Below are 24,000 nucleotides of genomic sequence, written 5' to 3' on the forward strand. Positions count from 1 at the left end.
GTCCCACACGACGCCGCTCCCGCTCCCCCGGCCCCGTCACCGGTGTTCCTGCAGTCCAGCCGCCGACTTGCGTTATAGCAATAAGACTTGTATTGTAGTTGTTGTCGGAACGGGACGGCAGCCCGAACCGGCACCAGACCCCCTTAAGCACCCTGGAGGATGCAGTGGCCACCGACGAGAACAACATCGTCACGACCGGCAACGGCAACGGCGCGAAGTACGCCTTGGAGAGCGCGCCGATCGAGACCGGCCAGGTGCTCTACTCGATCACGCGGCTCACCCGCAGCGGCGAGGCGATCCCGGTCGGCAAGCTGACCATCGGCCCCGACACCTCGCTCAAGCCGCAGCCCGGACTCCTCTCGGTCTACTTCGGCGAGGGAAACCCGGACGTCCGCCACGAGCGCACCGACGTGCCGCTGGTCGGCGCGAGCATGTACCTGGTCAACCGCAAGCGGATCAACCCCGAGGAGATGGGCGAGGACGGGGAGAACCTGACCTTCCACTACTCCATGGCCCCGACGCACATGCAGCGCTTCTCGCTCTCGAACGAGGCGAAGGAGCAGCGTCGCGCCGCCGCGATGGTCGCCGCGATCGTCAAGCACTACCAGGCCCGCCCGGACCTGGAGGAGATCGCCAAGGCGGCCGACCACAAGCGCGACCTCGCGCGCCTGGAAAGCGCCCGGAAGCTGGAGCAGGAGCTCCAGGCGAAGATCGCCGAGGTGGGTGAGGCCTACAAGCGCACGCTCGCCGGGCTGAACCTGAGCCTGGCGGACCTCACCGAGGAGATCACCGTCCTGGAGCTGATCACCGGCGCGACCGCCGAGGACCCGCAGACCGGCACCGAGACCGAGTGAACCCCGTCGGGGGCGGCTTGCGCCGCCCCCGACCCCCGCTCAGGAGCCCTCCTCGCTCAGCGGATCAGAGCGCCCGACGACGGATCGGGAGGACGCAGGTTCGACTCCTGCGAAGGGCACCACGGGCCGCGCGCAGCGCGCGCCCGGCAAGCACCCGGCGGCACCGGTCCCCCGGTGACCCCGGGCGGCATGCAACCCGTCCGAAATCGGGGCCGCGCCCGGTTCGACGCACCCCCAGTGCGTCGAACCGGTGAACCCAGCGACCCGCCGACCACACCCGTGGCGGCGGGTCGCCGCGCGTCGAACCCGCCCCGGCGGCTTGATGCTGACCCGGGCTCACCCACCGCGCGGCGGCGGGCCCGGCCGAGACCTCCACGCCCACCCGACGAAGGAGCCGTTTGTGAACGAGGCTGACCAACTGCGCGCCCACCCGGCCGAAACGGCCATGGACCGCGCCTGGAGCAACCTCCGAGAGGCGCGCGACACGGCGGCCCTTGCCGCACTCGCGCTACTCGGCGACGCCGTACCCGCCCGCTTCCCGGACGCCCACTACCTACACGTCGCCGACGGCCGCACGGCGCCTGATCCAGTACGAGTGACCAGGCGCGACGGCGCCGCGTTGAAGACCTTCACCACCGCGGAGGTTTCCGAAGGCGGCTACGCCGCACTCCTCGCCCGCGCGGCCGCAACGGTCGCAGCGCTCGACGCCGCCGCGGACTCCGTGCAGCTCACACGGCGCGAAGCCAGCGGCTCCAGCGCAGGGCTCTGCGTCGACCTCTCCGCGTGCGCGCGGCTGTCGCGCGATGTCCCCGTTGTTCGCGCCCACACCGTCGTCGGAGCCTGGAACAGGCCGGAGGAGATTCCCGGCTGCCAGGACCGCGAACCGGTCGACGACTTCATCGAACACGTCGTCGCCACCAACCCGGACGAGGCCGCCGAGATCGCGTTGGAGCGCCAGCGCCGAACGCACCTTGCGGAAACCGCCCCCACAGAAGCCGGATACGGCATGGAACCGCACGCCATCGCCGTCTTCCCGTTACGCGTGTGGCCCTCCGCGCACTGACCGCCAACCCCGACGCCCGCAGGTCCCCAGACCAGCCATAGGAAGGGCCCCTTCATGCCTGACCCCGCTACCGTCCTGGCCGTCCGCGTCCTCGCTGCGGCCCCGACGTGCCAGAGCCACGAGAGCCTGAGCGCCTTCGCCCGCCTGATGTTCGCGCCCGCGCTCGTGATCGCCGGATTCATCGTCCTGGGCGTCACCATCCTCTGGGGCATCGCGATCCTCGACCGGTGGGACGGGGTCCGCAACCGCCGCCGATCGCGCGCTGCGCCCCTCCCACCCGGCATCAACGGCGGTTGATCAGCGTCGCTCCCTCGGCTGGTCCGCCCGAGCAGGCGGACCAGCCGGCCAAGCTGGAGCCGCCATGAGAGCGGCACCCACATCAGCGGCCGGCAGCGCAGCAGGCACCTGCGGCACTGGAACGGCCGTCCTCGGCAGCCGGCAGCCTCGACCGGTACTTCGCGAAACCGCCGTGCCATGTCAGTGCTCTTTGTTAGGGTGAAGGCCGTGGGTAGAGCGAGCAAGAAGCGTGCCGCGGCCGCTGGGCGCGTCGGTACCGACCGGTTTACGCGAGGATGGCCGGGACCGGGCAACGTCACGATTCGGCCCGCGCAGCCCGACGAGATCGCCTCCATAGCGGAGTTGGCTGGTGCGGCGGGGACGGCCCTCAACCCATCCCTGCGAGTAGCGGTTGGCACCGGGGTCATGGCGCGAACGCTGAAGGCGTGCGTACGGTCAGGGCGCGAGGACTGGCTCAAGCTGCTTACCCGCGCGGTGCAGTCCGGAGACCTCAGCGTTCTGCACGAACTCTCGCTGGTGCTCGCGGCCGTGCGCGACGGCGCCGTCGTCGGCGAGATCAGCGTGAGCCCTGCCATCGGGCTGATGCAGAACCTGATCAACGATGGCGTCGCGCCCGTCGCCGCGCTCTGTGCAGCGCACTCGCTGGCCAAGGTGACGAGCCTCGCCACCGCCCCGAGAGAAGAAACCGGGCTGTGTGACGCGCTCCTGCAGGCGGCCATCGAGACGTACGACAATGCCGGCTACAACGTGCTGTACAGCTCCGCGCCCGCTGAGAGCGAGGCGCTCAGTACGTTCACCGGTCACGGCTTCGACCTGGTGCCACCCGGGCATCAGGTCTCACTGTGGCTCATCTTCGGGGAGCAGATCAGCCTCAAAGCCCGAGAGGGCGAGCAGCTCGTGGTCCGCATGCACGACCCCGAGGACCGCCCTCGCGGCGGGTCTCAGCGTGGCGCCGTTCCTGCGCGCGCCGGGACGCCCCACGCAAACGCGGACCTTCTCAGCCGCGCAGCGGCCACAACGACCTCCGCGTAGGTGGAGGCGGGCTTCGTTAACCGATCGAGAGTGCGACTTCAAGACTGAGCGGGGCACATGATGGACGGCGGCAGAACGGCGGCACGGGGCTTCCAGTACCAGTATCACCGCACACTCGAGTGGCTCGTCGCGCATCTCGACGATCCGGCGGTCGCCGCGGTCCGCGTCGAGGGGCCGGCGCCGACCGAGACGGCCGTCGGCGACTCGGTCGACTTCGACGCCCAGCGCGATGACGGCTCAGTGATCTTCGCGGCCCAGGTCAAGAGCAAGGCGCTCGGCCTGCAGATGTCCGCCCCTAAGGCGTTCGACGCACTGCTCGCGCTGGCGAAGGGCTCCACGGCAGAGCGGTACGCGCTCGTGACGAACGCCGCCCTCGACGCCACCGCACAGCGCCTCGCCGCGGCTCTCGAGGAAGCCTCGGACCTGGCTGATCTACGAGCACGTCTCGCGTCGCTGTTCCCGAAGACGAAGGCGCCGAGACGCGCGGAGCAGGTCGCACGCCTGGATGACGAGCTGCTCGCGAGGCTGAGCAGAAGCCGCATCCAGGTGGATCCGCGGGATGACGATGAGATCAGGACGGACCTGCGCGAAGCGCTGCGCACCTACCGCAACCGACACCGCGAGGGACTGGGCGACCAGTCGGCGGGACTGCTGTCCGGGTATCTGATCTCGGAGGTCCTGTGGCGCGCGGCGGATACAGCCGGCGAGCGCGCAGCCTTCGACGTGGCATCCCTGCGCGGGCACGTGCTCGTGCCCGGAGACGTGCTCGCGAGCGCTCTCGGATGGAAAGACTGGGGCTCCATTGTCGGACTCCTGCCGCGAGTGCCGGACGTTTCCCGCCGGGCTTTGCTCAACGAGCTCTGCGCCGCCGTGGACACTCCACGCGACACCCCGGTGCGTCGGGTGGCGCTGCTCGGCCTGTCGGGCATCGGGAAGTCGAGCCTTGCGGTGCAGTTCGTAGCCGAGCGCGCCGACGCCTACGACCTGATCGGCTGGATCGACAGCGAGACGCCGCAGAGCATGCTCGCGTCCTTCCACGCGCTGCTCGCCGCGATGGACCCCGCCGTCACCGGGCGCCACGAGTTCCCGCCCGACCAGCTCGCCCACCGTGTGCGCGCCGCGCTCGGGCGCCTGTCCGGACGTTGGCTTCTCGTGTTCGACAATGCCGGGTCCGTTCGCGACATGGAGCCTTGGGTCCCAGCCCTCGGCCGAGGCGATGTGATCCTCACGTCTCTGGACGCCGCCTCGAATTATGGTGATGCGAAGCGCGTGAACGTCGGAACCATGCTGCGCGATGAGGCGGTGGCCCTGCTCACACGGCGTCTTCAGCTCGCCGTTGCGGACCAGCGCACGCACGCCGAGGTCCTCGACCGGTTGGCGGCTGGGCTCGGCGACTGGCCGCTCGCACTAGAGCTCGGGGCCGGCTACATCTACAGCTGCGGCATCGCCCTGACCGGCGTGGACGAGTACCTGACGCGGCTGACCGCGCGGGCCCTGTCCGACCACGATTCGGTGCCCCCCGGCTACCCACGCACTCTCGTCGCCGCGCTCGGGCTGAGCCTCGACAAGATCACCGCCCGCTCGACTCAGAGTCTCGACCGCGCCCAGGTCGCGCTGGGCATGCTCATCGCGGCCGGCTACCTCGCTTCCCAGAGGATCCCGGCTCACCTACTGCTTGCAGTCGCCGCCGGCGGCGACGTCGGTCTGGACGCCGAAGCCGAAGCCGATCAAACCCCGGCGTTCATGGCGCCCGAGGAGGCCGACCTCGGCGAGCACCTGCGCGAACTGCGGCGCTTCTCACTGATCGGCGAAGATCTACCGCTTCCGCACCCGTTTCCCGCCATCGGACCGGAGTCCGCCAGGACCATCACCGTCAACACGGTCGTGCAGGTCGTCGTCCGCGCCCGGGTGGGAAGCAACCCCGACCTGCCCACGGGCCTGAAATCGCTGGCATGGCATGTCAACAACTGGCTGCACCGCTCGCTCGCGCTCGGAGACGCCGAGGGCACCGCCGTCCTTCAGACGCACGGCGAGCGGCTGCTCGACCACATCGAGGCGATCGGCCTGACCAGCCAGCGCATCGCCTTGCTCTACGGCAACCTCGCCGGCGGATACTCGAAACGGTGCCAGGACGAGACGGCGGCCCACTGCTACCTGCGCGCTCTTCACCATGTCGATGCGTCTCCCCCGACGAACCTCGCTCTGCGCGTGCAGAACCAGTTGGGCCTCGCGACCGTTTACTGGAATCGTGTCCTGAGGGAGGAGATAGACGGCGGCGAAGATGCCGCAGTTGCGGATGTGGCGAGCTTGCTCCAGGAGGTGCTCCGGCAAGCCGAGGCGTGGTCGCACGAGCCGTCCGGCGCCGCGATGAAAATCGCCCTACTCGCTGCCAACCTGCTCAGCCGGTCACCGGTCGAAGGCCTGCCCCCCGCTCTGGAACGACTCTCCAAGGCATTCGCGAGGCTCATCTCCCGCCTGCCCGCCTCGGAGTACTCAGGGCTAAGGGCCCAGCTCGACGAGGCGGAGGTTCAGCTCCAGCAGCGGAACTTCCGTGCGGCCGAGAGTATTTGCCGCCACCTGGTCGCCAGGGGTGTCGCGGATATCGACACCGGCGCCAAGCGGCTTCTGATCGAGGCACTGATCGGGCAGGAGCGGTGGCCGAGCGCTCTCGGTGAGATTCACGATTGGGCGCAGTCGCCCACGGGGCCGCGTCTCGCCGTCCAAGACTCGCTCGACCTCATCCACAACGCCGGAGTCGTGTGCGCGTTGGGGGTGATGCAGCGCAAGGACGGACCGACGAAGGTCCTGGAGGCGTTGCTCGACTGGCCCAGCTTCGACGTGGTCCTGAATGCGGCGACGCCGGGCGAGCGCGGCCGGATCGAACTGCTCTGCGTGATCAACGACTATGTCCACGGACGGGACCTCGACCAGGACCGCCTCTGGAAGCTAGCGCGCGTCGACCTCGCCAGCCCGTACGGCGGGACGCAGTCATGGCAATTGCTACGCAGGATGGTCATAAGCGTGCCGCGGGTCTACACCGACGCCGACTAGACCAGCCGCCGCGACGCCCGCCGCGTCCGAGAACATCGATCAGCCCGCCGCCGTCTCAACGGATGCGGGCGAGCGGGACCCGAGATGACCGCACGCCCCGCCCGACCGGCTCGTCCGTGCGCCGAGCTGCGCGCAGCGCGGCCCGGCGGATCCGCCGCCGCGGCGTTACCGCCCGAGGTTCGGTGCGTCCGCGAACAGCCGCATGTCCGTCTCGCCAGTGATCAGGTCGGTGTGGATCGGCGCGAACGGCCCGGCTTCGATCAGATCCTCGAAAATGCACGCCGTCACCACCAGCCCCTGGTCCAGACTGCCGGACTGCACCGCGCGCTGTGTGAGCATCGCGAGGTCCTGAAGCCGGGCGGCGAGCTGCGCCCTGCGGCCGAACGGCTGCGCCAGAACAAACATGATCTTGGGCCAGGCGGGATACAGGTACTGCCATGCCGGGCGGATGTTGATCACGGTGCGCCCGGGGCTGCCAGCGCCCGGGGTATACCCGTGGTAGCGGGAGTAGGCGTTGAGCTTCTCGGCCAGCCGCTCGACGCTCATCGTCGCGCGGTCCAGTTCGAGGAACGCGCGCACAAGGACCCGCTTGCTTCTGCGCGGCACCACGGCGCGGATGACCGCGTCGGCCACCAGCATCTGCCCGCCCGACTGGTCGCTGATCCGGTGGGCGACCTCGGGCACCCAGTCCAGCGGGGAGCATTCGTAGCCTGCGTCGGCCAGGCGCGCGGCGTGGGAGACGAACGCAGTGCCGACGTCGTTGACCGCGAGGGTGTGGCCCTGCAGGGGCCCGGCCGCGGTCTGCGCGGTGACCCGGTAGGAGCGCGGGGGCACCGCGTCCGCGGCCTCCACGAGCTCCGCGCCGAGCGCGGTGGTGAACCAGGCCATCAGCCGCGGCTCGCCGGCCACCCGCACGCCCTCGATCAGCCCGCGCTCGCGCATCTCCGCGATCCGCATGCGCACGCCCCTGCGGTTGGCCGCGATATCGGCGACCAGCTCGTAGATCTGCCGGGTGTTCAGGAGCCGGTGGTGGTAGAGGCACACGAGGATGCGCTGCTGGCTGGGGGTGAGCGCGCCGGGTGCGGCCGCGCCCGACGCGAGGGTCTCAGGCATACTCATTCGGCCACGCTCCCGCTCTCATCGCCCGGCTCGTCCTGCGGACCAGGGGGGCGGATCGGGCGTGCGGGCGTACCGGTCCCGGCGGCCGGATCACCCGCCGGCACGCTCCCGCCGATCTCGCTGCCCGGCGCTCCGGTGCCGCGCAGCGGCGTATCCCCCTGCCCTGCGGCAGTGGTGGCGGATCCGCCGCCCCGGCGCTTCCTGCCTGCCCCACCGTCCTCCCGCTCGGTCTCCTTGGCACGGCGGCCGACCGCGTCGTGGATGCGCTCGTCGAGTTTGGCGAGCTGAGCGAGCACCTGCCCGATCGGGCGCCGGCGCAGGGTCGCGTTGACGTGACCGGCGATCACGGCTTCGCCCTCGGGCTCGAACCAGCGGGCGAACAGCTTCGTCACCTCCGCCCCCCGGATCTTGAACGGGGTGGTGGCGGCGCCGCCGAGCGTGACGGACAGGATGTGGTGGAAGCGCGGAAGCATCATGACCGTCTCCGGGTCGACGTCCCCGCTCCACTGGCGCGCCACCAGCCGTGCGGCCTCCGCCTCGCTCGCCGTGGTCGACAGGACCGACTTGTTCTGCATCAGCGCGTCCCTGGTCGCCGGGGTGAGCCGCGCGGCCATCTGCGTTGCGGCGTAGAGGCGCACCATGAACTTTCTCAGCTGTTCCACGATGGCCGCGAGCGTCCCCTTCGACGCGCCGTCCACTGAGGTCAACTCGTCGATGAACGCATAGAACTCGCGCCGGTCCGCCGGGCGCTGGTCGCGCCGCGAGAGCCCCGCACGGAACAAGTCGAAGATCAACAAGCAGGACAGCAGCCGGTCGGTGGGGCCGGTGCCGGCCGGGCAGATGAACACGACCTTGCCGGTGTCCATGGCTTCGCGCACGTCGTAGGTGGAGATCGGGCCGCCGAGAAACGCACGGGCGGTATTGGAGGTCGAGAGCCTTTCGATGGCGTTGGTAACCACGGGGACGGCGTCGGCCGGGTAGTTCGGGAAGGTGTGGATCCAGAAGCGCCGGTACTGCTCGTCCAGGCGTGCCACCACCGCCTCGCGCCAGTCCTTGTCCGTCAGCAACGTCGGGATCTGGAAGATCGTCGGGGCGAGCTCGGGCGTGCCGCGCTGCACCATCTTGAGCGAGAGGTCTGCCAGCGCTTCGCATGCCTTGCTCAGGATCGTCAACGCCCTGTTGGACGTGGAGTCCCAGCCGAGCGCGGAGGCGAACGCCGAACTGATCGAGCCGACGACGTCGGGGATGTCGTCGGCGTCGCGCCCGATCATGCACAGCGGGTTCCAGTTGCAGATCAGTTCGCTCGACCGGCGCACGGTCAGATCGATGTCGAGGATGCGTTCGGCGACCCCGGGCGCGGCGAGGTAGGGCATGGCCCTGCGCGCGGCGTCGCGGTGCGGGTCGAGGAACCACGTGCCGTAGCCCGCTCGCGCAAGAGCGATCATCTGTGTGAGCATCAGTTCCGTCTTGCCGAAACCGGCTTTGCCCAGGATCAGCGAGAAGAGCGTCTCGTCCAGCGGCGCGCCGGCCAGGCGCTCAGTGCCGTCGGCGTTGGTGACGTAGCCGAGCGGGAGGATTCCCGCGGCGCCCACTTCGTAGGTCGGCAGTTCTGCGGGCGCGGGCGGCACGAGGCCGCCGCTGCGCTCCACGTTCGTCGGGGCGCAGTGCTTGGTCGGCGGCTTGAGCAGTCCGGCGATCTCCCGGCCCGTCACCACCGACTCGGCGGACGGGTCGAACAGGCCCGTCTCAAAACGCCGGTCGAACCTCCTTCGCCGACTGCGCGCATCCGAGCTAGGGTTCCATGGGCCGAGACTGCGCCCGACGACGCGCAGAGAGTTCTCTCCGTCCCACACGTTGAACGCGGACAGCACCTTCTTCAGGTGTGCCTGCGCCCGCTCGGGGATCTCGCTGGTGATCCGGATCAGGATCTGGATGGCGAAGAGCGGGTCGTCCGCCGTGTACTTCCCCATCGCTGCGGCGGCCGCGGCGCGGGCGGACCGCTCCGGGCGGGGGGCCTGCGGCGGGCTGACGGCGCCGACACCCTTGGTCGCCTGCAGGCCCATCTGCACCTGCGCGCCGATCGCCGCTCCGAGCGACCGGGGTCCGGTAGGCGACTGCTGGGCTGCGTGCGCCGCGCGCTTGCGGTGGTGGCGCGAGCGCGCGGGGGTGAGGGGAAGCAGGTCTATGGCGATCTGCGCGTCCTCGCCGAGTTCTGGCCGTACATCGGCCACGGCGGCGGCGAACGCGGCGAGGGGATCCGGCTTGAGCGGAACCTCGCGCAGCGACAGGTGATTTGGCAGTGCCAGGCGCAGTTCGGCGCGGGCGACGCTCTTGCGCGCGGGCGCTCGCCCGGGCTGGGGTCCGGTGCTCATCGGCGATCCTCCATCGCGCGCTCCCCCGGGCCGGCCTGCCGCGTGCCCGGTGACGCCGGCGCCTCGGCGTCATCGCTTTGGCGGTCGATGACCGCGCGCAGTTCCACACCGGCGAAGGTCTGCTGCCCGAGGACCGCCGCGGCGCGGCGCGAGCCCTCCACCCGGTAGGCCAGGCGGCCGTGCTCGACGGTGTGCAAGCGGATGCGCACGGCGGCGGCGCGCCGTGGCGTCGAGCCTGGGGCGGCCAGGCGGGTGCGCTGCACCAGGCGCGCGAACCGGTGGATGTCTTCGGGCGTCGGGTCGAAGGAGTTGGTGGGGAGCAGGTCGAAGGCGCCTCGATCCTGCAAAGCCGCCGTGGTCTTGCAGTGGCGGATGACGCGGACCGCGATGATTACGGCGGCCGTGGTCGCCAGCAGCGCCACCGCGCTGAGCTCTATGGCGAGCACGTGCGCCTTCGGCGCGCGGTGGATCAGGCCGACGATCTCGGCCCAGCTGGACGGTCTCTTGGTGCTTGCCGTCATGCTCCGGACCCCCTCCCTCTCAAAGGTCGGTAGTGATAGGAAAGATGTCGCGCACCTCGCTCACTCGCTCGCATGGCTGTTGAGCTGCGCGGATTGCTGATTCCGGGTGGCGTGCTCGGGTGAGCGGACAGGCGAGTGGATAGGTGAGCCGATTGGTGAGCGGATAGGTCGCCGGATCGGTGAGGGGACGGGTGAGCGGACAGGTCGACCGGACCGCGGGCCGCAGGCGCTTCGCGGCCGCCTTGCACGGCGCTCGCCGTCGGACCCGCCATCGGTCTGCTCCCTCGCGATCCGGCGTTCTCAGCGAAGGCGCGCTCGCGCCCTCGACCTGATGTAGGGGCCGAGGCGGAGCAGGACGCGACAGCGGGCGGGCCGAGGATGCGACGCGGGGGCGGTGGCCGGCTAGGGCTCGCTCGCTCCGCTCTGCCCGACGACGGGGACCCAGCCCGAGGGGGTCAGTGCGAAGGCGAGCACGGTGAGGTGCTCGGGCTCGAGGGTCGCGGGATCAGAGTCGGTGTACAGGAGCGTCACGTCCGCCAGGTCGGTGCGTCCGGCGTGGCGCCGTGCGATGGCGGCCTGGATCTGAAGTCCGGCCGCCGTGCCGCCGGCGACGAGATCGCGGGTCAGGTCCCTGCGGCCGAGGACGATCAACGCGTTCGCGGTCGCGCTCGGGAGGTCCGGCGGGCTCGAAGAGTTCAGGGCGCGTTGCAGCGCGGCCGACGAGGAGCCGCCGTCCACCTGAGCCGGCTCGGGGCTCGCGGTGGCGATCGGGGCGGCCGTGCTCGTTGCAGGGGCAGGCGCCGTCGATGCCGCCAGCGCCTGGGGCGAGGCGGAGTCGCCCGGTGGTGAGGACGTGCTGCGCGATGCGGCCAGATCGGGCGGCGCAGCCGAGGGGTGCGGCAGAGTGAGGCTGTAGCCCAGCGCGGCGACGCCGAGGCCGGCGAGGGCCGCGGCGGCACACAGTAGATATCTACCGCTTGATATAAAAGACACGTTATTTTTGATCACCACCACTGCGCTCCTCCGGCGTACTGGTCCAGCCAGACGCTTTCGGTCCGCACGTGTTGGCCGGTGGTGGGCGCGTCGATCATCATTCCGCCGCCGAGGTAGATCCCGACGTGGTGGATGTTGCCGTCGTACGCGTCGGGGTCCGCGGTGTTGTACGCGAAGAAGACGAGATCACCAGGCTGGAGCACCGACAGGCCCTGTGCCGCGGTGTATTTCGTCGGGGCCTGGTCGTACTGTTGCTGGGCCACGCGCGGCAGCGTCACCCCGGCCTGGGCGTAGGCGTACTGCGCCAGGCCGGAGCAGTCGAAGCCGACGGTCGTCGCGCCGTAGCAGACCCCGTCGAGGATGCCTCCGCCCACCGACCAGTCGCATTCGCCGAGGGTCGGCCCGCTCGGGTTCCCGCCGCCATAGGAATACGGGGTGCCGAGGTAGCGCTGCGCGGCGGCGATGGCGACCTGGCCCTTGTTCGCTGCCTGCGGGTTCTGGCCTTGGGAGTTGAAGGCGGTGATCCAGGACTCGACCTGTTGGACGTACTGCTGTGAGTTGTTGTATTCGAAGATCGCCGCTGCGAGCTGTTTCGGATCGGACAGGTCGCGCCCGTTCCCGCACAGGTAGACCGCGGTCGTGAGGGCGGCGTCGTTGATGTTCTGCGGGTTGCCCAGCGGCAGGTGCATCTGGTGGCGCAGGCTCGTCCAGGTGGCGGGGAGGATCTGCATGGGCCCGACGGCGCGGTCGTAGACGGTGTCGCCGTCGAGCACGCCGTGGTCGGTGTCCTTGACGACCCTGTTGCCGTCGGTGCCGTTGAGTTCGGGTCCGTAGATGGGCGGGCTGACGGTGCCGTCCGAGGAGATCGTCTCCCCGGCCATCTGGGAGGATTCGACCTGGGCGATCGCAGCGAGGTCGGCCCAGGTGAGGCCCTGGCACGTGGGAACGTAGTTGGTGACCTCGGTGACCGCGGCGCTGTAGGCGGCCAGCGCCTGCGGCGGGATCCCCGGGACTGTTTGCGGCGCGGCCGCGGCGGACGCGCCGCCGCCGAAGGCCATCATGGCGGCCGCGGTCACGGTCAGCGGGACCCCGAACGTCGTGGCGATCGCGCTGGCGATCGCCACGCGCCGTGCGGCGGGGTGCTTGGCGAGGTAGCGCAGCGCGTGCTTGGCCGCGAGTGCCGGCAGCATCAGTCACCGCCCCCGCCCGGGCTGGGAGGCGGCGTCGGCGGACGGCTAGGGCGGCCCGGGCGAGGCTGCTGTGCGGGTGGCGGTGTCGACGGGGTCGACCGGGGCGGGGCCGAAGCGTTCGGCGGCGTCGGGCTGTTGGAATTGCGCAGGCCTGCGGCCGCCTGACCGCTGGCGGACCTAAGTTGGGAGCGCATCGCGCTCGATCGTGAGCGCTGCCCCTGGACGGCTCTGTTCGACGGTGCCGAAGGTCCGGGGCCGGGCGGCTGCGGGCCCCGGGGGCCGCGCCCGCCGCTGCCGGGTTGCGCGGGGCCTTGCGGTCCGGGTCCGCGCCCGCCGCCGGTCGGCCCGGAGCGGTTCTCGTTCCACGCGGCGGCGCGCTCGCGGGCGCGCCGGTTGGCGTCGACCAGGCGGCGGCCGGCGTTCGCGGCGCGTTGTCCGACCATCCGGGCCGGGTTGAGCACGCGGTCCGTCTCCGCGCCGACGGCGGCGGAGAATGCGGCCAGTCCCAGCCGGGACTGGGACTGGGAGCGCTGGTCGTAGAGCATCGTCGCGCGGATGAAAGCCGATCCGCTGGCGCCGCCGACCTTCATCCTCTCGAGCCTTCTCTGGATGTTGAAGGCGACGTCCTTGCCGGCTTCGGAGATACGGCGGTGGAAGACGAGCCCGGCCACGACGGCGGCGTCGACGAGGGTGAAGCGCAGCATGAGGTCCTGCCCGGCGAGCGAGGACATCAGGGTCTGGATGGCGACGCAGAACACCGCTACGAACAGGATGGAGAAGAGCACGGCGTTGACGGCCTTGACCACGCGGGCGACGCTGCGCCACAGGATGGCGCGCCCGCCCCCGGGCAGCGTTCCGAGTACGAGCGCGAACACGAGCGCGATCGACTCGATGCCGAGCCCGAACTGCGCGACGAGCAGGCCGCCGGAGATGAGGATGACCAGGAACAGCAGGAAGACGTCCGCGATGCCGACCGAGAGCGCGATGAAGATCCGTTCGAAGGACGGGTTCTGGTTGAAGTCCGCGTAGCTCTGGTTGCACGACGACATCTCCTGCCAGGTGCTGGACAGGATGAAGTCGGGCGGCGGCTGGTCGCTGGTGTAGCCGTACTGGACCTCGCCCTGGATCTGCGCGGCGTAGATGTGGTAGCAGGGATCGACGTGTCCCGGGGTGTCGAGCACGGCCCCGTACTGCAGGACCTGGTCCGGCTCCCGCTCGAACGTCTCGATCAGCGCGTTGGCGAGCGGCTGGGTGACCTGGGAGGGGTCGGCCGAGTCCTGGCCTTGCCCGAGCGAGACCGCGGCGACCCCGACGGAGAACTGCTCGGTGTGGGTGAGCACCCCGTTGTCGCCGAGCAGCGTGGTGGCCGGGGCGGCGAGGAAGGTGGTGGCGAGGGCCGCGATGACCGCGGACATCGCGAACTCGGCGGTGCCTCGGGCTCGGGATTTGAACAGGATCTGCATCCCGCACAGGAACGCCGCGATCATCATGCACAGCGTCGGCAGGCCGAGGGCGCCGATCACCTGCTGCTGGTAGGCCAGGCACAGCTGCTGGACGGGGGTCAGCAAGATCTTGGCGAGCCCGAACTGCAACGCCCACACCAGGATGAACACCGCGATCCCCAGGATGATCTTGTCGCAGTACCAGATGGCCTGGGTGAACCAGTCCTCCAGGTGCGCGCCGATCGCGTTCCACGGACCGTCGTCCGCGGTCACCGAGTAGTCGTCGATCACATGCGCGCACGCGCTCGGCGCCTTCTTGGTCGCCGCGGTGCAGTCCAACGTGGACTCGTCGTTGAAGGAGCCGAACGCCCCGTTGTTGTTCGCATCCTCGGTGGCGCTGGAGGTCGGGTCCGGCGTACACGCGCTCTGACCGCCGCTGGAGGTGCTCGTGTATCCGGCCGGGCAACTCGCGCTCGCGGACGGCGAGGCGCCGGAGGTGGTGGGCGCGGGGCTCGGGCTGGAGGAAACCGCCGACGGGCTGCTGCCCGAGCTCGGCGCGGGCAGCGGCACGGGCGCCGACGAGCTCGAGGCCTGCGCCGCGCCGGTCGAGGCGAGCAGCGCGATCAGCGCCCCGGCCCCGAGCAGCACCAGCCGCTTCACCGCGGGGCGACCCCGGGACGCACTCACCGTGCCACCGCCGCGTCCCCGGCCGGGGCGGCGGAGCCCTGCTCGGCGCCGGCGCGGGGGGTGGTGAGGATCGCGCGGGCCACCGCCTCGCTCTGTGGAATCAGCACCTTGATCAGACCGAGGCGGCCGGAGAGGTCGCGATGCAGGCACTCGCCCGCGCGCGCGGCCCGCTCGGCCGGGGAGACGGCCACCGGGCTCAGCCCCATGACCAGCTCGAGCAGATCCCGGTCGCCTCCTTCCAGGCCCATGAACTCAAGGCCCTTGGCCGCGAGCGCCGCCGTGCGGTGGCGGAAGAGGTAGCGCAGCCGCAGCAGGCCGCGCAGCGTGTCGGCGTGCTCGTCGCCCACGCCCAGGTCGTCGCCGTCGTGCAGGCCGAAGTGGGCGGCGCAGTTGTGTTTCCGCGAGTCGCGCACCATCTCGAGCATCAAGGCCCTGCCCTCGGGGCAGCCGGCCATCCACCAGCACTCGTCCCAGCTGGTCAGCACGAACTCGTGAGGGGCGGCGAACGCGGTCTCCCGGCACACGGCGGTCAAGAGCACCAACGCGGCCTGCCCGAAGATCTTCTCGAAGGGAAGGCGGGCGAGGCGCACCTCGGAGGCGAGCTCCTCGGGGGTGGGCAGGGTGAGCCCGGCCACGGCGAACACGATGCTGTCCGCGCCCGAGACGCTCAGCGGCTCGAGCCGCGGATCGAACAGGGCCCTGGCCTGGCCCTTGAACGCGATCGCGCGCAGCTTGCGGGCGAGGGAGGCGGCCTCGGGGTCGGTGCGCCCGCGGGCGGCAAGGCGCTTGGCGAGTTTGAGCAGGCTCGGTGCGCCCGCGCGCACCGTGTCCTCGATGGCCTCGCTGAGCACCACGTCCTCGTCCGTCATGGTGCGCACCTGCAGCAGCGTGGTGAGCACCGCCTCTGTGTAGCGGGCGGCCTGCTTGCCGGCGAAGATGCGCAGCGGGTCGAGCGAGAGCGTCGCGTGGTCGGAGATCTCGATCACCTGGGTGCGGCCCGGGCAGGCCTTGAGGAAGCGCACCCATTCCTGGTTGGGGGTGCGGTCCACCGCCAGCACCCGGCCGCGCGAGCCCGGCCAGTCCGGGCGCCGCCCCCTGGCCAGCACGTAGAAGGCGGCGGTCTTCATCGCGACGCTTTTCCCGGAGCCGAGCTCGCCGACGAACGCGGCGGACGCGGAGGCGTCGATGCGCGGGCCGAGCGAGAAGTCGGTGAGCACCGGGAGCATCCCGGCGCCGGACAGGCCGAGGGCGTAGAGGGCTCCCTCGTCGTCGCCGAGTCGGTCCCCGGAGAACGGCATGGCCATCGCGAAGTCCCTGGCCAGGGTGAACTGCGTGTAGTCGCCCAGCATCCGGGGCGTCGCGGCTCCCGGAAGCAGCGCCTGGTAGCAGGTCAGCTGTCCGCCGGTGGGGCGCGAGAGCTGGTAGTCGGTCGCCGCGTAGGCCTTGCGCAGCGTCTCGGCGCGACGCTCGGCCTCGGCGGCGGTTTCGCCGTAGACGCACAGCACCGCGCTCGCCTGAACCTCGAGCTCGCTCGAACTCGCGGAGAGCCGCTCGCGCATGTTCTCCAGCGCGCCGATCGCCTCGATCAGCGGCGCCGGCGCCCTCGCCTCATCGCCCTCGTCCCCGGTGTACTCCCCGACCTGCGCCTGCAACTCGCGGGCCTGGCGGCGGGACTTGGCCTCGGCCTCGGTGCGCGGGACGCCGCGCAGGCACACGGCCCACTCCACGGGGAAGTCGAACTCGTCCAATCCCGCCAGCCACTCGCTGCCGGGGAAGACGAACTGGCTCGGCATCTCCGAAAGGCACAGGAACGCCTGGTAGCTCGGCCCGTGCTCAGTCAAGGTCTTCAGGTGCCGGTGCGCGAACGGGTTCAGCGCCTTCGCCGAGCGGCCGCGGTCGGTCCTGGCCCCCTCGTCGTAGAGCACCTCGTCCAGGGCGCCGAGTCCGGTCGCGCTCACGGGGCCCTCGCCCGGGCGGGGCCGGGCCGGCTCGTCCAATCCGCGCCGCGGCGCCCGCGCGTAGAGCCACAGGATCTCGGCCGGCGCGGCCTCGGCGAGGTCGATGCTTCCGGGCCAGCTCGCGCGCAGCGCGCGGGCCTGAGCGAGTTTGGCCTTGACCTCGCTCGGCTTGATCCGCCCCGGTGCTGCGCCGGCGCTCGCGGCGAGCGAGGACGCGGCGGTCGCGAAGGCGGCCAGAGCTCCGCGCGCGCCGCCGGGTTCGGGCAGCGGCACGGCCAGGTAGCGCGAGCGCTCGCGCGACTCGATCGCCTCGAGCCGGTCCAGGACCTGCTCGCACACGGCCGCGTACTCGGGGCTGGCCGCGAGGTCGACGCCGTTGATCATCCGCTCGACGGTCGCGGCGGGATCGAGCTGGCCGCACGCGGAGATCAGCCGGTATTCGCCCTCGATCGACTTGATCAACGCCTCGGTGTCGGCCAGCAGCTGGTTCTTGGCGCTGCGGCTCGCGTGCCGGTAGGCGGCCGGTTCCACCCGCCACACGGCCCAGACCTGGCCGGTCGTGTTCCAGATCAGGTTGTGTGCCAGGTGTTTGATGGGGTTTTTCACCGCGGCCCCTCCTCGATCGTGAAGGCGTCGGCGCGCAGCAGGTCGGGGGCCGGCTCGCGCCAGGCGCGTCCGCGCAGCCGGCCGGCGGGCGGGGCGCCGATGGCGGTCAGGGCGCCGGCGCCGGCGCGCAGCGGCTCGCGGCCCTCGAATCGCGCGCGGCGCACGAGGTAGCCGAGGCCGTAGGGCACGGCGATGTAGACCAGGGCGTCGCCGTAGGACAGGTGGGCCCAGATCGGGGCGGCCACCCGCAGCACGACGATCGCGCCGACCATGACGCCGACCTGGGTCATCGTGTAGGGGCCGCCGAGGATGCGCCCGCCGCCGGGGAGCTTGCCGATCACCAGGGGGAAGCGGCGGGCCCGGGTGTAGGAGCGGCCGAGCAGCGGCTCGTTCTCGCTCACGCGGACCGGCCACGCTCGAGTTGGACCACGCTGTGCGGCGCCGGGGCGCCGCCGTTGTTGAACACCCCGCCGATGCTCGTGCTGAACCAGGTGACGTTCATGATCCCCCACACGACGGCGCCGCCGACCAGGAGCGTGACGAGCGTGGGGGCCAGGGCGCCGCCGGAGCGGTGGTAGACCTTCAGCACGGCGAACCCGACGGCGAGGATCGCGACGATCGGCAGCAGGTTCTCCACCCGCCCGGTGGTGGTTTGAAACCACGTCAGGAAGTCGGCGGCTTCGATGCTCTGGGGCGGGGAGGCGAGGAAGGTCATGGCGTTGCTCCGTTCGCGAAGGAGGATGCTGATGCGACCGGCGCCGTGGAGGCGGCAGAGCCGGTGAGGGAGCCGGTGGCCGCGGGCGTGCCCGCCTGGCCGCCGGGACTGGCCAGCCCGGCCGCGGGCGCGCTGGCCAGCGCGGGGGCGGGGGCGAGGGAGGCGACCTCCCACTGGCCGGCGACGCTCACGAGGGTGAGCGGGTAGGCCAGGGTGTAGTTGTGGCCGAGCGCGTCGACGGCGGTGACGGTGGCCAGCACGTGCCGGGTCGCTCCGGCCGCGGGCACGGCGGTCGCCTCGTCCTGGCTGCTGGTGGCGTCGGTGGCCAGGCCCGTGAGCTGCACCGAGGCGTACGGCGTCGGAGTGATCGCGGTCAGGGCTGAGCCGGAGGTGGTGTAGCGCGAGACCACGCCGTTGCCGGTCAGGTAGGCCTGGAGGAACTGGGCGACGGCGGCCGAGAGCGGTGTGCCGGAGGTCGGGGCGTCCGAGTCGCTGTAGCCGGAGTTCGGGGCCGAGGCGAGGGATGCGGGGGCCTGGATCTCGGCGGGCAGGTCGAGGGCGAGGTAGCCGCCGCCGGCCGGTGCGGCCATGGCGATCTGGTAGTAGTGCCAGCCCTCATCTGCCCAGGTGTCGCCCGTCTGCGCGGCCACGACGTGCGCGGCGAGCACGACGGTGACCACGCCCGCGGAGGTGGTGCGGCTCGAGACGACGGCGACGGCCTCCGCCTGGCGCTGGCCGGAGGCCTGGGCCTGGTCGGGGAAGGCGGGGTAGTACACCCGCACGCTCGCCTCGCTGCCCTGTCCGGCCGCGAGGAATGCTTGAAGGTAGAGTTCTGCGACGCCCGCCGCACCGGTGGTGTCGGCCGTGGCGGCCGGGGCCGCGGCGGTGCGGGGCGGGGTGGAGTGTTCGGCGAAGGCCGCCAGGCCCAGCAGCGGGCCAGAGATCACCAGCGTCCACAGCGCGGCGGCCGCGGCGCGCTGGGTCTGGCGTCGTGAGCGCGCGATCTGGCGGAATCCGCGCTCCGGGGCGCCTGGGCCGGAGGCCGGGGCCGGTTGGGCGGTGGCCCGGTGCGGGGGTAGGTAACCGGAGGGCGCGGCGTCGCGGCGCCGCAGCGGCCGCTTCACTGCTCCACCCCGCCGAGCAGGGCTTCGCGGTCCCACTCCCGAAGCCACGAGTCGTCCTCGTCCACCTGCGCGTCCGCCGTCGGCGCGGCAGCCTCCTCCGACCGCTCGTCGCGCGGCGTGAGGCTCGGCCAGGGGCTGACGTATCCGTCCTCTGCCGTCGAGTCCTCGGTGCTCGCCGATCCGGCCTGCGCCGGAGTCGCAACCGCGGGGGCGGGGGCGCCGTGCTCCGGCGGCACGGGGGCGCCGATCGCCGCGAGACGGCGGCGCAGTTGCGCGGGGCTGAGCTCCTCGAGCGCCGCCAGGGCGGCGCGCATCGCGGGCGCGTCCGCGGCGAGGAACGACTCGAGCTCGTCGTAGAGCTCGAGGTTGCTCGGACTGATGAACAGGCGGGCGCCGAGGTCGCGGGCGATCGCGCGGGCGCGAGCGACGGTCTGCTCGGGCAGGGTCATCCCGCTCGGCGAAGCGGTGGGTTCGGCCACGGTCGCAGCTCTCCTCGCGTCGGTTGCATCGGCTACCGGGCATAGGGGCCCGGCGCCGGCGCGCTGCGACACGTCCTCGCTCGCGGATTCCGCGGGATCACTGCGCGGTCTCGGCCAGGTAGCGGGAGGCTGCTTCGCGCAGCCGGTGGATGCCGCGCTCGCGGGCGCGGTTGACCGCGGCGCGGCTGGCCGCTGTCTCGGCGCCGCCCTGCCCGTGCTCGGACAGGGCGCGGGCCTGCCCGGTGGTGATCACGCGCTGGTCCAGCGCCCACAGGAGCAGGTCGAGCAGTTCGCCGCGCTCGCCGCTCTCCTCGCCTGCGGCCAGCCCCGCGGCGCGGGCGCGCGAGAACGCGTCGGCGCTCGCGAGCGCGCCGAGAGCGAGGTCCTCCGCCGAGTCGGCCAGCTCGAGCGAGATCGCGCCGGACGCGCGCGTGGTCGCGAGCCGGGCCGGATCGCCCAGCGGGCGGGCGGTGTTGATCGCGCGTCGGGCGGCGGGGTTGTGCTTGCGCCGCTCGCCGAAGAGCAGCCCGACCATCTCCATGCGGATGTTGGCGAGCATCGCGCCGCGTCGGGTGAGCGGGACGGTGCGCAGCACCTGGAACAGCACGGCGGTCACGTGCGCGAACGAGTCCTGGAAACCGCCGGCCTCGGCGTGCTGGCGGGCCAGGCGCACCGCCAGCGGCCGCAGCGCCTCGATCACGATGCGCGCCGCGATCTGCCCGCTCTCCCCCGGCTCCTGAGCGGCGGCGACCAGCAGGCGCATGAGCGCGTCGTCGTCGGCGCGCAGCGCGCAGACCACGGCGTCCGCCCCGCCCTGGGGGAAGCCGGGGTGGCCTGCGGCGAGCGACTTGAGCAGCGCCGCGGTGGCTGGGCGGCGCGAGAGGTGGGTCCAGTCGGCGTTCAGGCGCAGGGCGTACGGGGTGGCGGCGAGCGTGCTCGTGCCGGGCATGGCTGACCTCCTGGATCGCGAATCGGGTTCGCTATCCACGCTGGTCAGGGCCACTCGCTCGGTTTCTCGCTCGAATGGGCGAGAGCGCACGCGAAATCAGATCGTTGCCTCCGAGCGAGACGGTGAGCGAGGTTCAGGCGGCCTGCGAGCGCGACCTCTGCGCTGGTGCGCGCCGCTCGACACGATCGCAAGAGGCTGCGGTGCGACACGGACCGACCGGCCTTGCCCGCGCCCGGCGCGATTCCGTGTCACCGCCCTCTGCGATGCTGCGTCCATGCCGATCGTCGATGCCGCGTCACTGGCCGAAGCCGATGCGATCCTGGCCGCAGCGGAGGAACTGGCCCGCTCGGTGCTTGCGCTCAACAAGGGGCGCGGCACGGTGACTGCGCTGCAGCGCAAACGGATCGGGGATCGTGACGGCTGGATCTGCCAGGTCTGCCACGGCCTGATCGACCCGCGGTTGCAGTGGGAGCAGCCGAACCGGGCAGCGATCCCCGAGTACGAGGCCGAGATCGCGCTTCTCGACCCGGCCGGTGAGGCCGAGGTGCTCGCGTGGGTGGGAGGCGACGCTGATCGGGCGCAGGTCGCCTACGCGTGGTCGCGCGGCGTGAGCTGGGCGGACCGGCATGACGCACGCGTGCTCGCACAAGCCGGCCGGGACCGTGGCGGGTCGCCCGCCAGCCTCGACAGCGCGCTGTGGAAGGTGACCGAGCAGCGCGCCCTTCGCAACGCGGAGTGCGGCACGGTCGAGCACCTGATCCCCGTGTCCGTGGGCGGCACGAACGCGGAGTCGAACCTGGTGATCGCGCACAAGCGGTGCAACACGCACATCGGCGCGAAGGGGTCCACGAACGCGGTCCTGCTCGCGGCCCCGGGCAGCGCACGAGGGTTCCTGGACGATCTCGAGCGGCTGCGGGACGCCCGCGAGATCGACGCAAAGTACACAGTGCGGAATGTCAGAACCCTGCTTGAGGCTCGGCGTCTGCTCGGTACGGCGGCTGACGGCGAGAACGGCCTGGACGTCAAGGCACGCCAAGCGCTGAAGACCTACGCGACGCACCACCGGGAACTGTGGGATGCCCGGAGCGCGTGCATGGAGCGGATCCGGGCTTTCGAGTTCGACAATCCGGGAACCGGACTGACGCTGCGACGTCAGATCGATGCGATCAGCCGGAGGCTGGCTCGCCTCAAGCGGCCCGATGCGATCGAGCGGTGGGAGGCGAAGCGGGCGGCCGCGATCAGCGCGGCGGCCCGGCTGAAGCGTGAGCCCGCGGCGATACGCGATCGGGTCAACGAGTTGAGGAAGGTCTCGGGCCACTCGCACGATGCGGCATGGTGGCTGGCACTGCACGATGGCCTGCCCGGCACACTTCTGGGCGAGACGGGCTTCGCCGAGCCCCGGCCTGCGGAGCCTCCCGTGACGTCGCAGCGTCCGTACGACCCGTTCGACGCCGACCGTTGGGCTGAGGTCACCGACCCGGACGATCCCGACTATCTCGCGGGCACCGCGATGAGCAGGAGCTGATCGCCCGGTTCAACCGGCCGCGGCCTCACCGCCGGCCGAGGCGCGCGGGGCGTCGGCGGCGCAGAGGTCCGGCCGGATCCGCAGCAGGCGGACCAGGTGCCGGAACACCCCTCGGGCATCCTGGGCCAGGTCCCCGCTGAACTCCGCCACCACCTGCGGCTCCACCAGCGTGATCTGGTCCGGGTCGGCGGCGTTCCACCGCGGCGAGGGCCTTCGCCCTGCCCACGGGTGGGCGGGCGCGGCCGGGGTGAGCAACGCGCCGACCTCGGCCGCGCTCGTTCGCGCGATCGTGGTGGTGCGCGCGACGTAGCGCAGCCGTCCGCTCTCGTCGAACCGGCCGAGCAGCAGCGAGGAGGGCGCCTCGATGCGCCCGGTCACCGCGCCGACCACCGCCTCCGTGCTGTGGCGCACCCTGTACTTCAGCCACCCCCTACGCCCAGGTTGATATGGCTGGTCAGCCCTTTTGAAGCACAGGCCCTCGATCCCGAGGGGAAGCCACGCGGCGAGCCACGAGGCGATCTCGTCCGGGTCCGCGCTCGCCGGGCACAGCGTCCACGGCGGGGCGAGCTCCAGTCGCGCGAACAGCTCCACCAGCTTGGCCCTGCGGCGGGCGTACGGCTGAGCGCGGAGGTCGTCGGCATCCAGGTGGACCAGGTCGAACGCGACGAAGTTCACGGGCAGCTCGGCGGCCAGGCGCACGGCGCTCGCGCGCTTGCGGCCCATGCGGCTCAGCAGCTTGTCGAAGGCGAGCTTCCCGCCGAACCACAGCACGATCTCCCCGTCCAGCAGGATCTCGCCGCACGTCGCCGGCAGCGCGGCCGCGGCAGCCTCGAGCTCGGGGAACGCCGCAGTCAGATCGGTGCCGCGGCGCGAGCGGACGAGCACCCGGCCGTCCGCGAACCGGGCGATCCACGCGCGAATCCCGTCCCACTTCGGCTCGGCGATCATGCGGGCCGGGAGCACCGCCGTGTTCGTCGGCGCCGTCAGCATCGACTCGGGAACCTGCATGCCCACCTTCGATACTTAACATGCGCGGGAGCGCTGCGCATCGCGGGCGCGTCGCGTGGCCTGCGCCGAGGCGGCTGAAAGTGCGTCAGCCAAGTACATAGCTTGACCTTTCCTGGCCCGGGGGCGAGACTTGGCACGTGGTCGCTCAAACGTTCGAAGATCCGACGGATCTCGCCGGACGTCGGGCGGCGCTCGCGGCGGCGCTGGAGAAGGTGCCGTCTACCAGGGCCGGCGGGCAGCGCTCCGTGCTCGGCGCGGCGCCGCTGAGCGAGATCGTGGGCGCGGGCGGCGGTGCCGAGCAGGTTCAGGAGTCGATCCCCGTGCTCGAGCCGCTGACGGGTCTGCTTCCCGGCGGGGTGCGCCGGGGCGATGCGGTCTCGGTGCAGTCGCGCGACGGCATCTGCGACTATCTCGCGCTCGCGCTCCTGGCCGGGGCGCTTGCCGCGGGTCTGTGGTGCGCGGTGGTCGGAGTACCGGAGCTCGGCGGCCCGGCCCTGGCCGATCTGGTCGCGGGCGAAGGAGACGTAGACCGCGCGGCCGCGCTGGACCGGCTCGTGGTGGTTCCAGCGCCCGGCGAGCAGTGGCCGGAGGTGGTGGCGGCGCTGGCGGACGGGGTGGACCTGGTGCTGGTGCGCCCGGGCATCGAGGTGCGCGCGGAGGTCGGGCGGCGGGTCGATGCCCGGCTGCGGCAGGGACGCAGCTCCGGGACCCGGCACAGTGCGGCGCTGGTGGTGCTCGGAGCCTGGAGCAGCGCGCGGCTGGTTCTGCATACCGCCGCCACCACCTGGACGGGGCTGGACGGGGTGGGTCCGACGCGCGGCTGCGGCCGGCTGACCGGCGGGGTCTCGATGCTCGTCGCCGAGGGGCGGGCCACCGGCGGGCGCCGGCACTCCGCGCGGATGTGGCTTCCCGCCGCGGACGGGGCCGCGCGCCCGATCGATGATGCTGCCGTTGCCGCGCGCGGCACCGAGGCGTCCGGCGAACGCGCACTGCGCGTCGTCGCTTGAGGGCGGCG

General features: G+C 71.8%; 20 protein-coding genes and 1 tRNA gene. 8 read left to right on the top strand and 13 right to left on the bottom strand.

Annotation, left to right across the window (positions count from 1 at the left end; translation table 11 throughout):
• Positions 1-164: 164 nt before the first annotated feature.
• From KDK95_RS20720 to KDK95_RS20745, 6 genes are all read left to right on the top strand, one after another.
• The gene (locus tag KDK95_RS20720; RefSeq protein ID WP_212519884.1) at positions 165-854 is read left to right on the top strand and encodes a hypothetical protein; all 690 of its coding nucleotides are present in this window, start codon (positions 165-167) and stop codon (positions 852-854) included.
• Positions 855-899: 45 nt separating this feature from the next.
• Positions 900-976 (top strand) — tRNA-Arg (locus KDK95_RS20725).
• A gap of 278 nt (positions 977-1,254) precedes the next feature.
• Positions 1,255-1,917: a hypothetical protein gene (locus KDK95_RS20730; RefSeq protein WP_212519885.1), complete on the top strand. Its 663-nt coding sequence runs from the start codon at positions 1,255-1,257 to the stop codon at positions 1,915-1,917.
• Between the two features lie 54 nt (positions 1,918-1,971).
• Complete coding sequence (locus KDK95_RS20735; RefSeq protein WP_212519886.1) at positions 1,972-2,214, top strand: hypothetical protein; 243 nt, start codon at positions 1,972-1,974, stop codon at positions 2,212-2,214.
• Between the two features lie 405 nt (positions 2,215-2,619).
• The gene (locus tag KDK95_RS20740; protein WP_212519887.1) at positions 2,620-3,246 is read left to right on the top strand and encodes a hypothetical protein; all 627 of its coding nucleotides are present in this window, start codon (positions 2,620-2,622) and stop codon (positions 3,244-3,246) included.
• Between the two features lie 57 nt (positions 3,247-3,303).
• Positions 3,304-6,297 carry a tetratricopeptide repeat-containing protein gene (locus tag KDK95_RS20745; protein WP_212519888.1) on the top strand — a complete coding sequence of 998 codons (2,994 nt, stop codon included), beginning with the start codon at positions 3,304-3,306 and terminating at the stop codon, positions 6,295-6,297.
• Positions 6,298-6,462: 165 nt separating this feature from the next.
• Here KDK95_RS20745 and KDK95_RS20750 read toward each other — a convergent pair whose 3' ends face one another.
• From KDK95_RS20750 to KDK95_RS20805, 12 genes are all read right to left on the bottom strand, one after another.
• Positions 6,463-7,416, bottom strand: coding sequence for a replication-relaxation family protein (locus KDK95_RS20750; protein ID WP_212519889.1), 954 nt, complete (start codon positions 7,414-7,416; stop codon positions 6,463-6,465).
• Positions 7,413-9,788: a type IV secretory system conjugative DNA transfer family protein gene (locus KDK95_RS20755; RefSeq protein ID WP_212519890.1), complete on the bottom strand. Its 2,376-nt coding sequence runs from the start codon at positions 9,786-9,788 to the stop codon at positions 7,413-7,415. Before KDK95_RS20755 ends, KDK95_RS20750 begins: the two co-directional genes overlap by 4 nt.
• Entirely contained in the window at positions 9,785-10,309 is a 525-nt protein-coding gene (locus KDK95_RS20760; RefSeq protein ID WP_212519891.1) for a hypothetical protein, read from the bottom strand. Before KDK95_RS20760 ends, KDK95_RS20755 begins: the two co-directional genes overlap by 4 nt.
• A gap of 402 nt (positions 10,310-10,711) precedes the next feature.
• Complete coding sequence (locus tag KDK95_RS20765; protein WP_212519892.1) at positions 10,712-11,320, bottom strand: hypothetical protein; 609 nt, start codon at positions 11,318-11,320, stop codon at positions 10,712-10,714.
• Entirely contained in the window at positions 11,314-12,492 is a 1,179-nt protein-coding gene (locus KDK95_RS20770; protein ID WP_212519893.1) for a C40 family peptidase, read from the bottom strand. Before KDK95_RS20770 ends, KDK95_RS20765 begins: the two co-directional genes overlap by 7 nt.
• Positions 12,492-14,621, bottom strand: coding sequence for a hypothetical protein (locus KDK95_RS20775; RefSeq protein WP_212519894.1), 2,130 nt, complete (start codon positions 14,619-14,621; stop codon positions 12,492-12,494). Before KDK95_RS20775 ends, KDK95_RS20770 begins: the two co-directional genes overlap by 1 nt.
• Positions 14,618-17,185, bottom strand: coding sequence for an ATP-binding protein (locus KDK95_RS37450; protein ID WP_212519895.1), 2,568 nt, complete (start codon positions 17,183-17,185; stop codon positions 14,618-14,620). The genes KDK95_RS20775 and KDK95_RS37450 overlap by 4 nt, the downstream gene beginning before the upstream one ends.
• Positions 17,182-17,586 carry a hypothetical protein gene (locus KDK95_RS20785; protein WP_212519896.1) on the bottom strand — a complete coding sequence of 135 codons (405 nt, stop codon included), beginning with the start codon at positions 17,584-17,586 and terminating at the stop codon, positions 17,182-17,184. Before KDK95_RS20785 ends, KDK95_RS37450 begins: the two co-directional genes overlap by 4 nt.
• Complete coding sequence (locus KDK95_RS20790) at positions 17,583-17,900, bottom strand: hypothetical protein (protein ID WP_212519897.1); 318 nt, start codon at positions 17,898-17,900, stop codon at positions 17,583-17,585. The genes KDK95_RS20785 and KDK95_RS20790 overlap by 4 nt, the downstream gene beginning before the upstream one ends.
• Complete coding sequence (locus KDK95_RS20795; RefSeq protein ID WP_212519898.1) at positions 17,897-19,024, bottom strand: conjugal transfer protein; 1,128 nt, start codon at positions 19,022-19,024, stop codon at positions 17,897-17,899. Before KDK95_RS20795 ends, KDK95_RS20790 begins: the two co-directional genes overlap by 4 nt.
• Positions 19,021-19,503, bottom strand: coding sequence for a hypothetical protein (locus tag KDK95_RS37785; protein ID WP_212519899.1), 483 nt, complete (start codon positions 19,501-19,503; stop codon positions 19,021-19,023). The genes KDK95_RS20795 and KDK95_RS37785 overlap by 4 nt, the downstream gene beginning before the upstream one ends.
• A 97-nt stretch (positions 19,504-19,600) precedes the next feature.
• Complete coding sequence (locus KDK95_RS20805) at positions 19,601-20,452, bottom strand: hypothetical protein (RefSeq protein WP_212519900.1); 852 nt, start codon at positions 20,450-20,452, stop codon at positions 19,601-19,603.
• On the opposite strand from KDK95_RS20805, the gene KDK95_RS20810 reads away from it, so the two are divergent.
• Positions 20,424-21,977: an HNH endonuclease gene (locus KDK95_RS20810; protein WP_212519901.1), complete on the top strand. Its 1,554-nt coding sequence runs from the start codon at positions 20,424-20,426 to the stop codon at positions 21,975-21,977. The two genes, KDK95_RS20805 and KDK95_RS20810, sit on opposite strands and share 29 nt — an antisense overlap.
• 9 nt (positions 21,978-21,986) lie before the next feature.
• Here KDK95_RS20810 and KDK95_RS20815 read toward each other — a convergent pair whose 3' ends face one another.
• On the bottom strand, positions 21,987-22,985 hold the full coding sequence (locus tag KDK95_RS20815) for an ATP-dependent DNA ligase (protein WP_212519902.1): 999 nt from the start codon (positions 22,983-22,985) through the stop codon (positions 21,987-21,989).
• 137 nt (positions 22,986-23,122) lie between these two features.
• Between KDK95_RS20815 and imuA' the strand changes: the two genes are divergently transcribed.
• Positions 23,123-23,992 (top strand): DnaE2-dependent mutagenesis accessory factor ImuA', encoded by an 870-nt coding sequence (gene imuA', locus KDK95_RS20820; protein WP_212519903.1) that lies wholly within the window; start codon positions 23,123-23,125, stop codon positions 23,990-23,992.
• Positions 23,993-24,000 lie beyond the last annotated feature (8 nt).

The sequence above is a fragment of the Actinospica acidithermotolerans genome (assembly GCF_018139625.1).
In the GTDB taxonomy this organism is placed as follows: domain Bacteria; phylum Actinomycetota; class Actinomycetes; order Streptomycetales; family Catenulisporaceae; genus Actinospica; species Actinospica acidithermotolerans.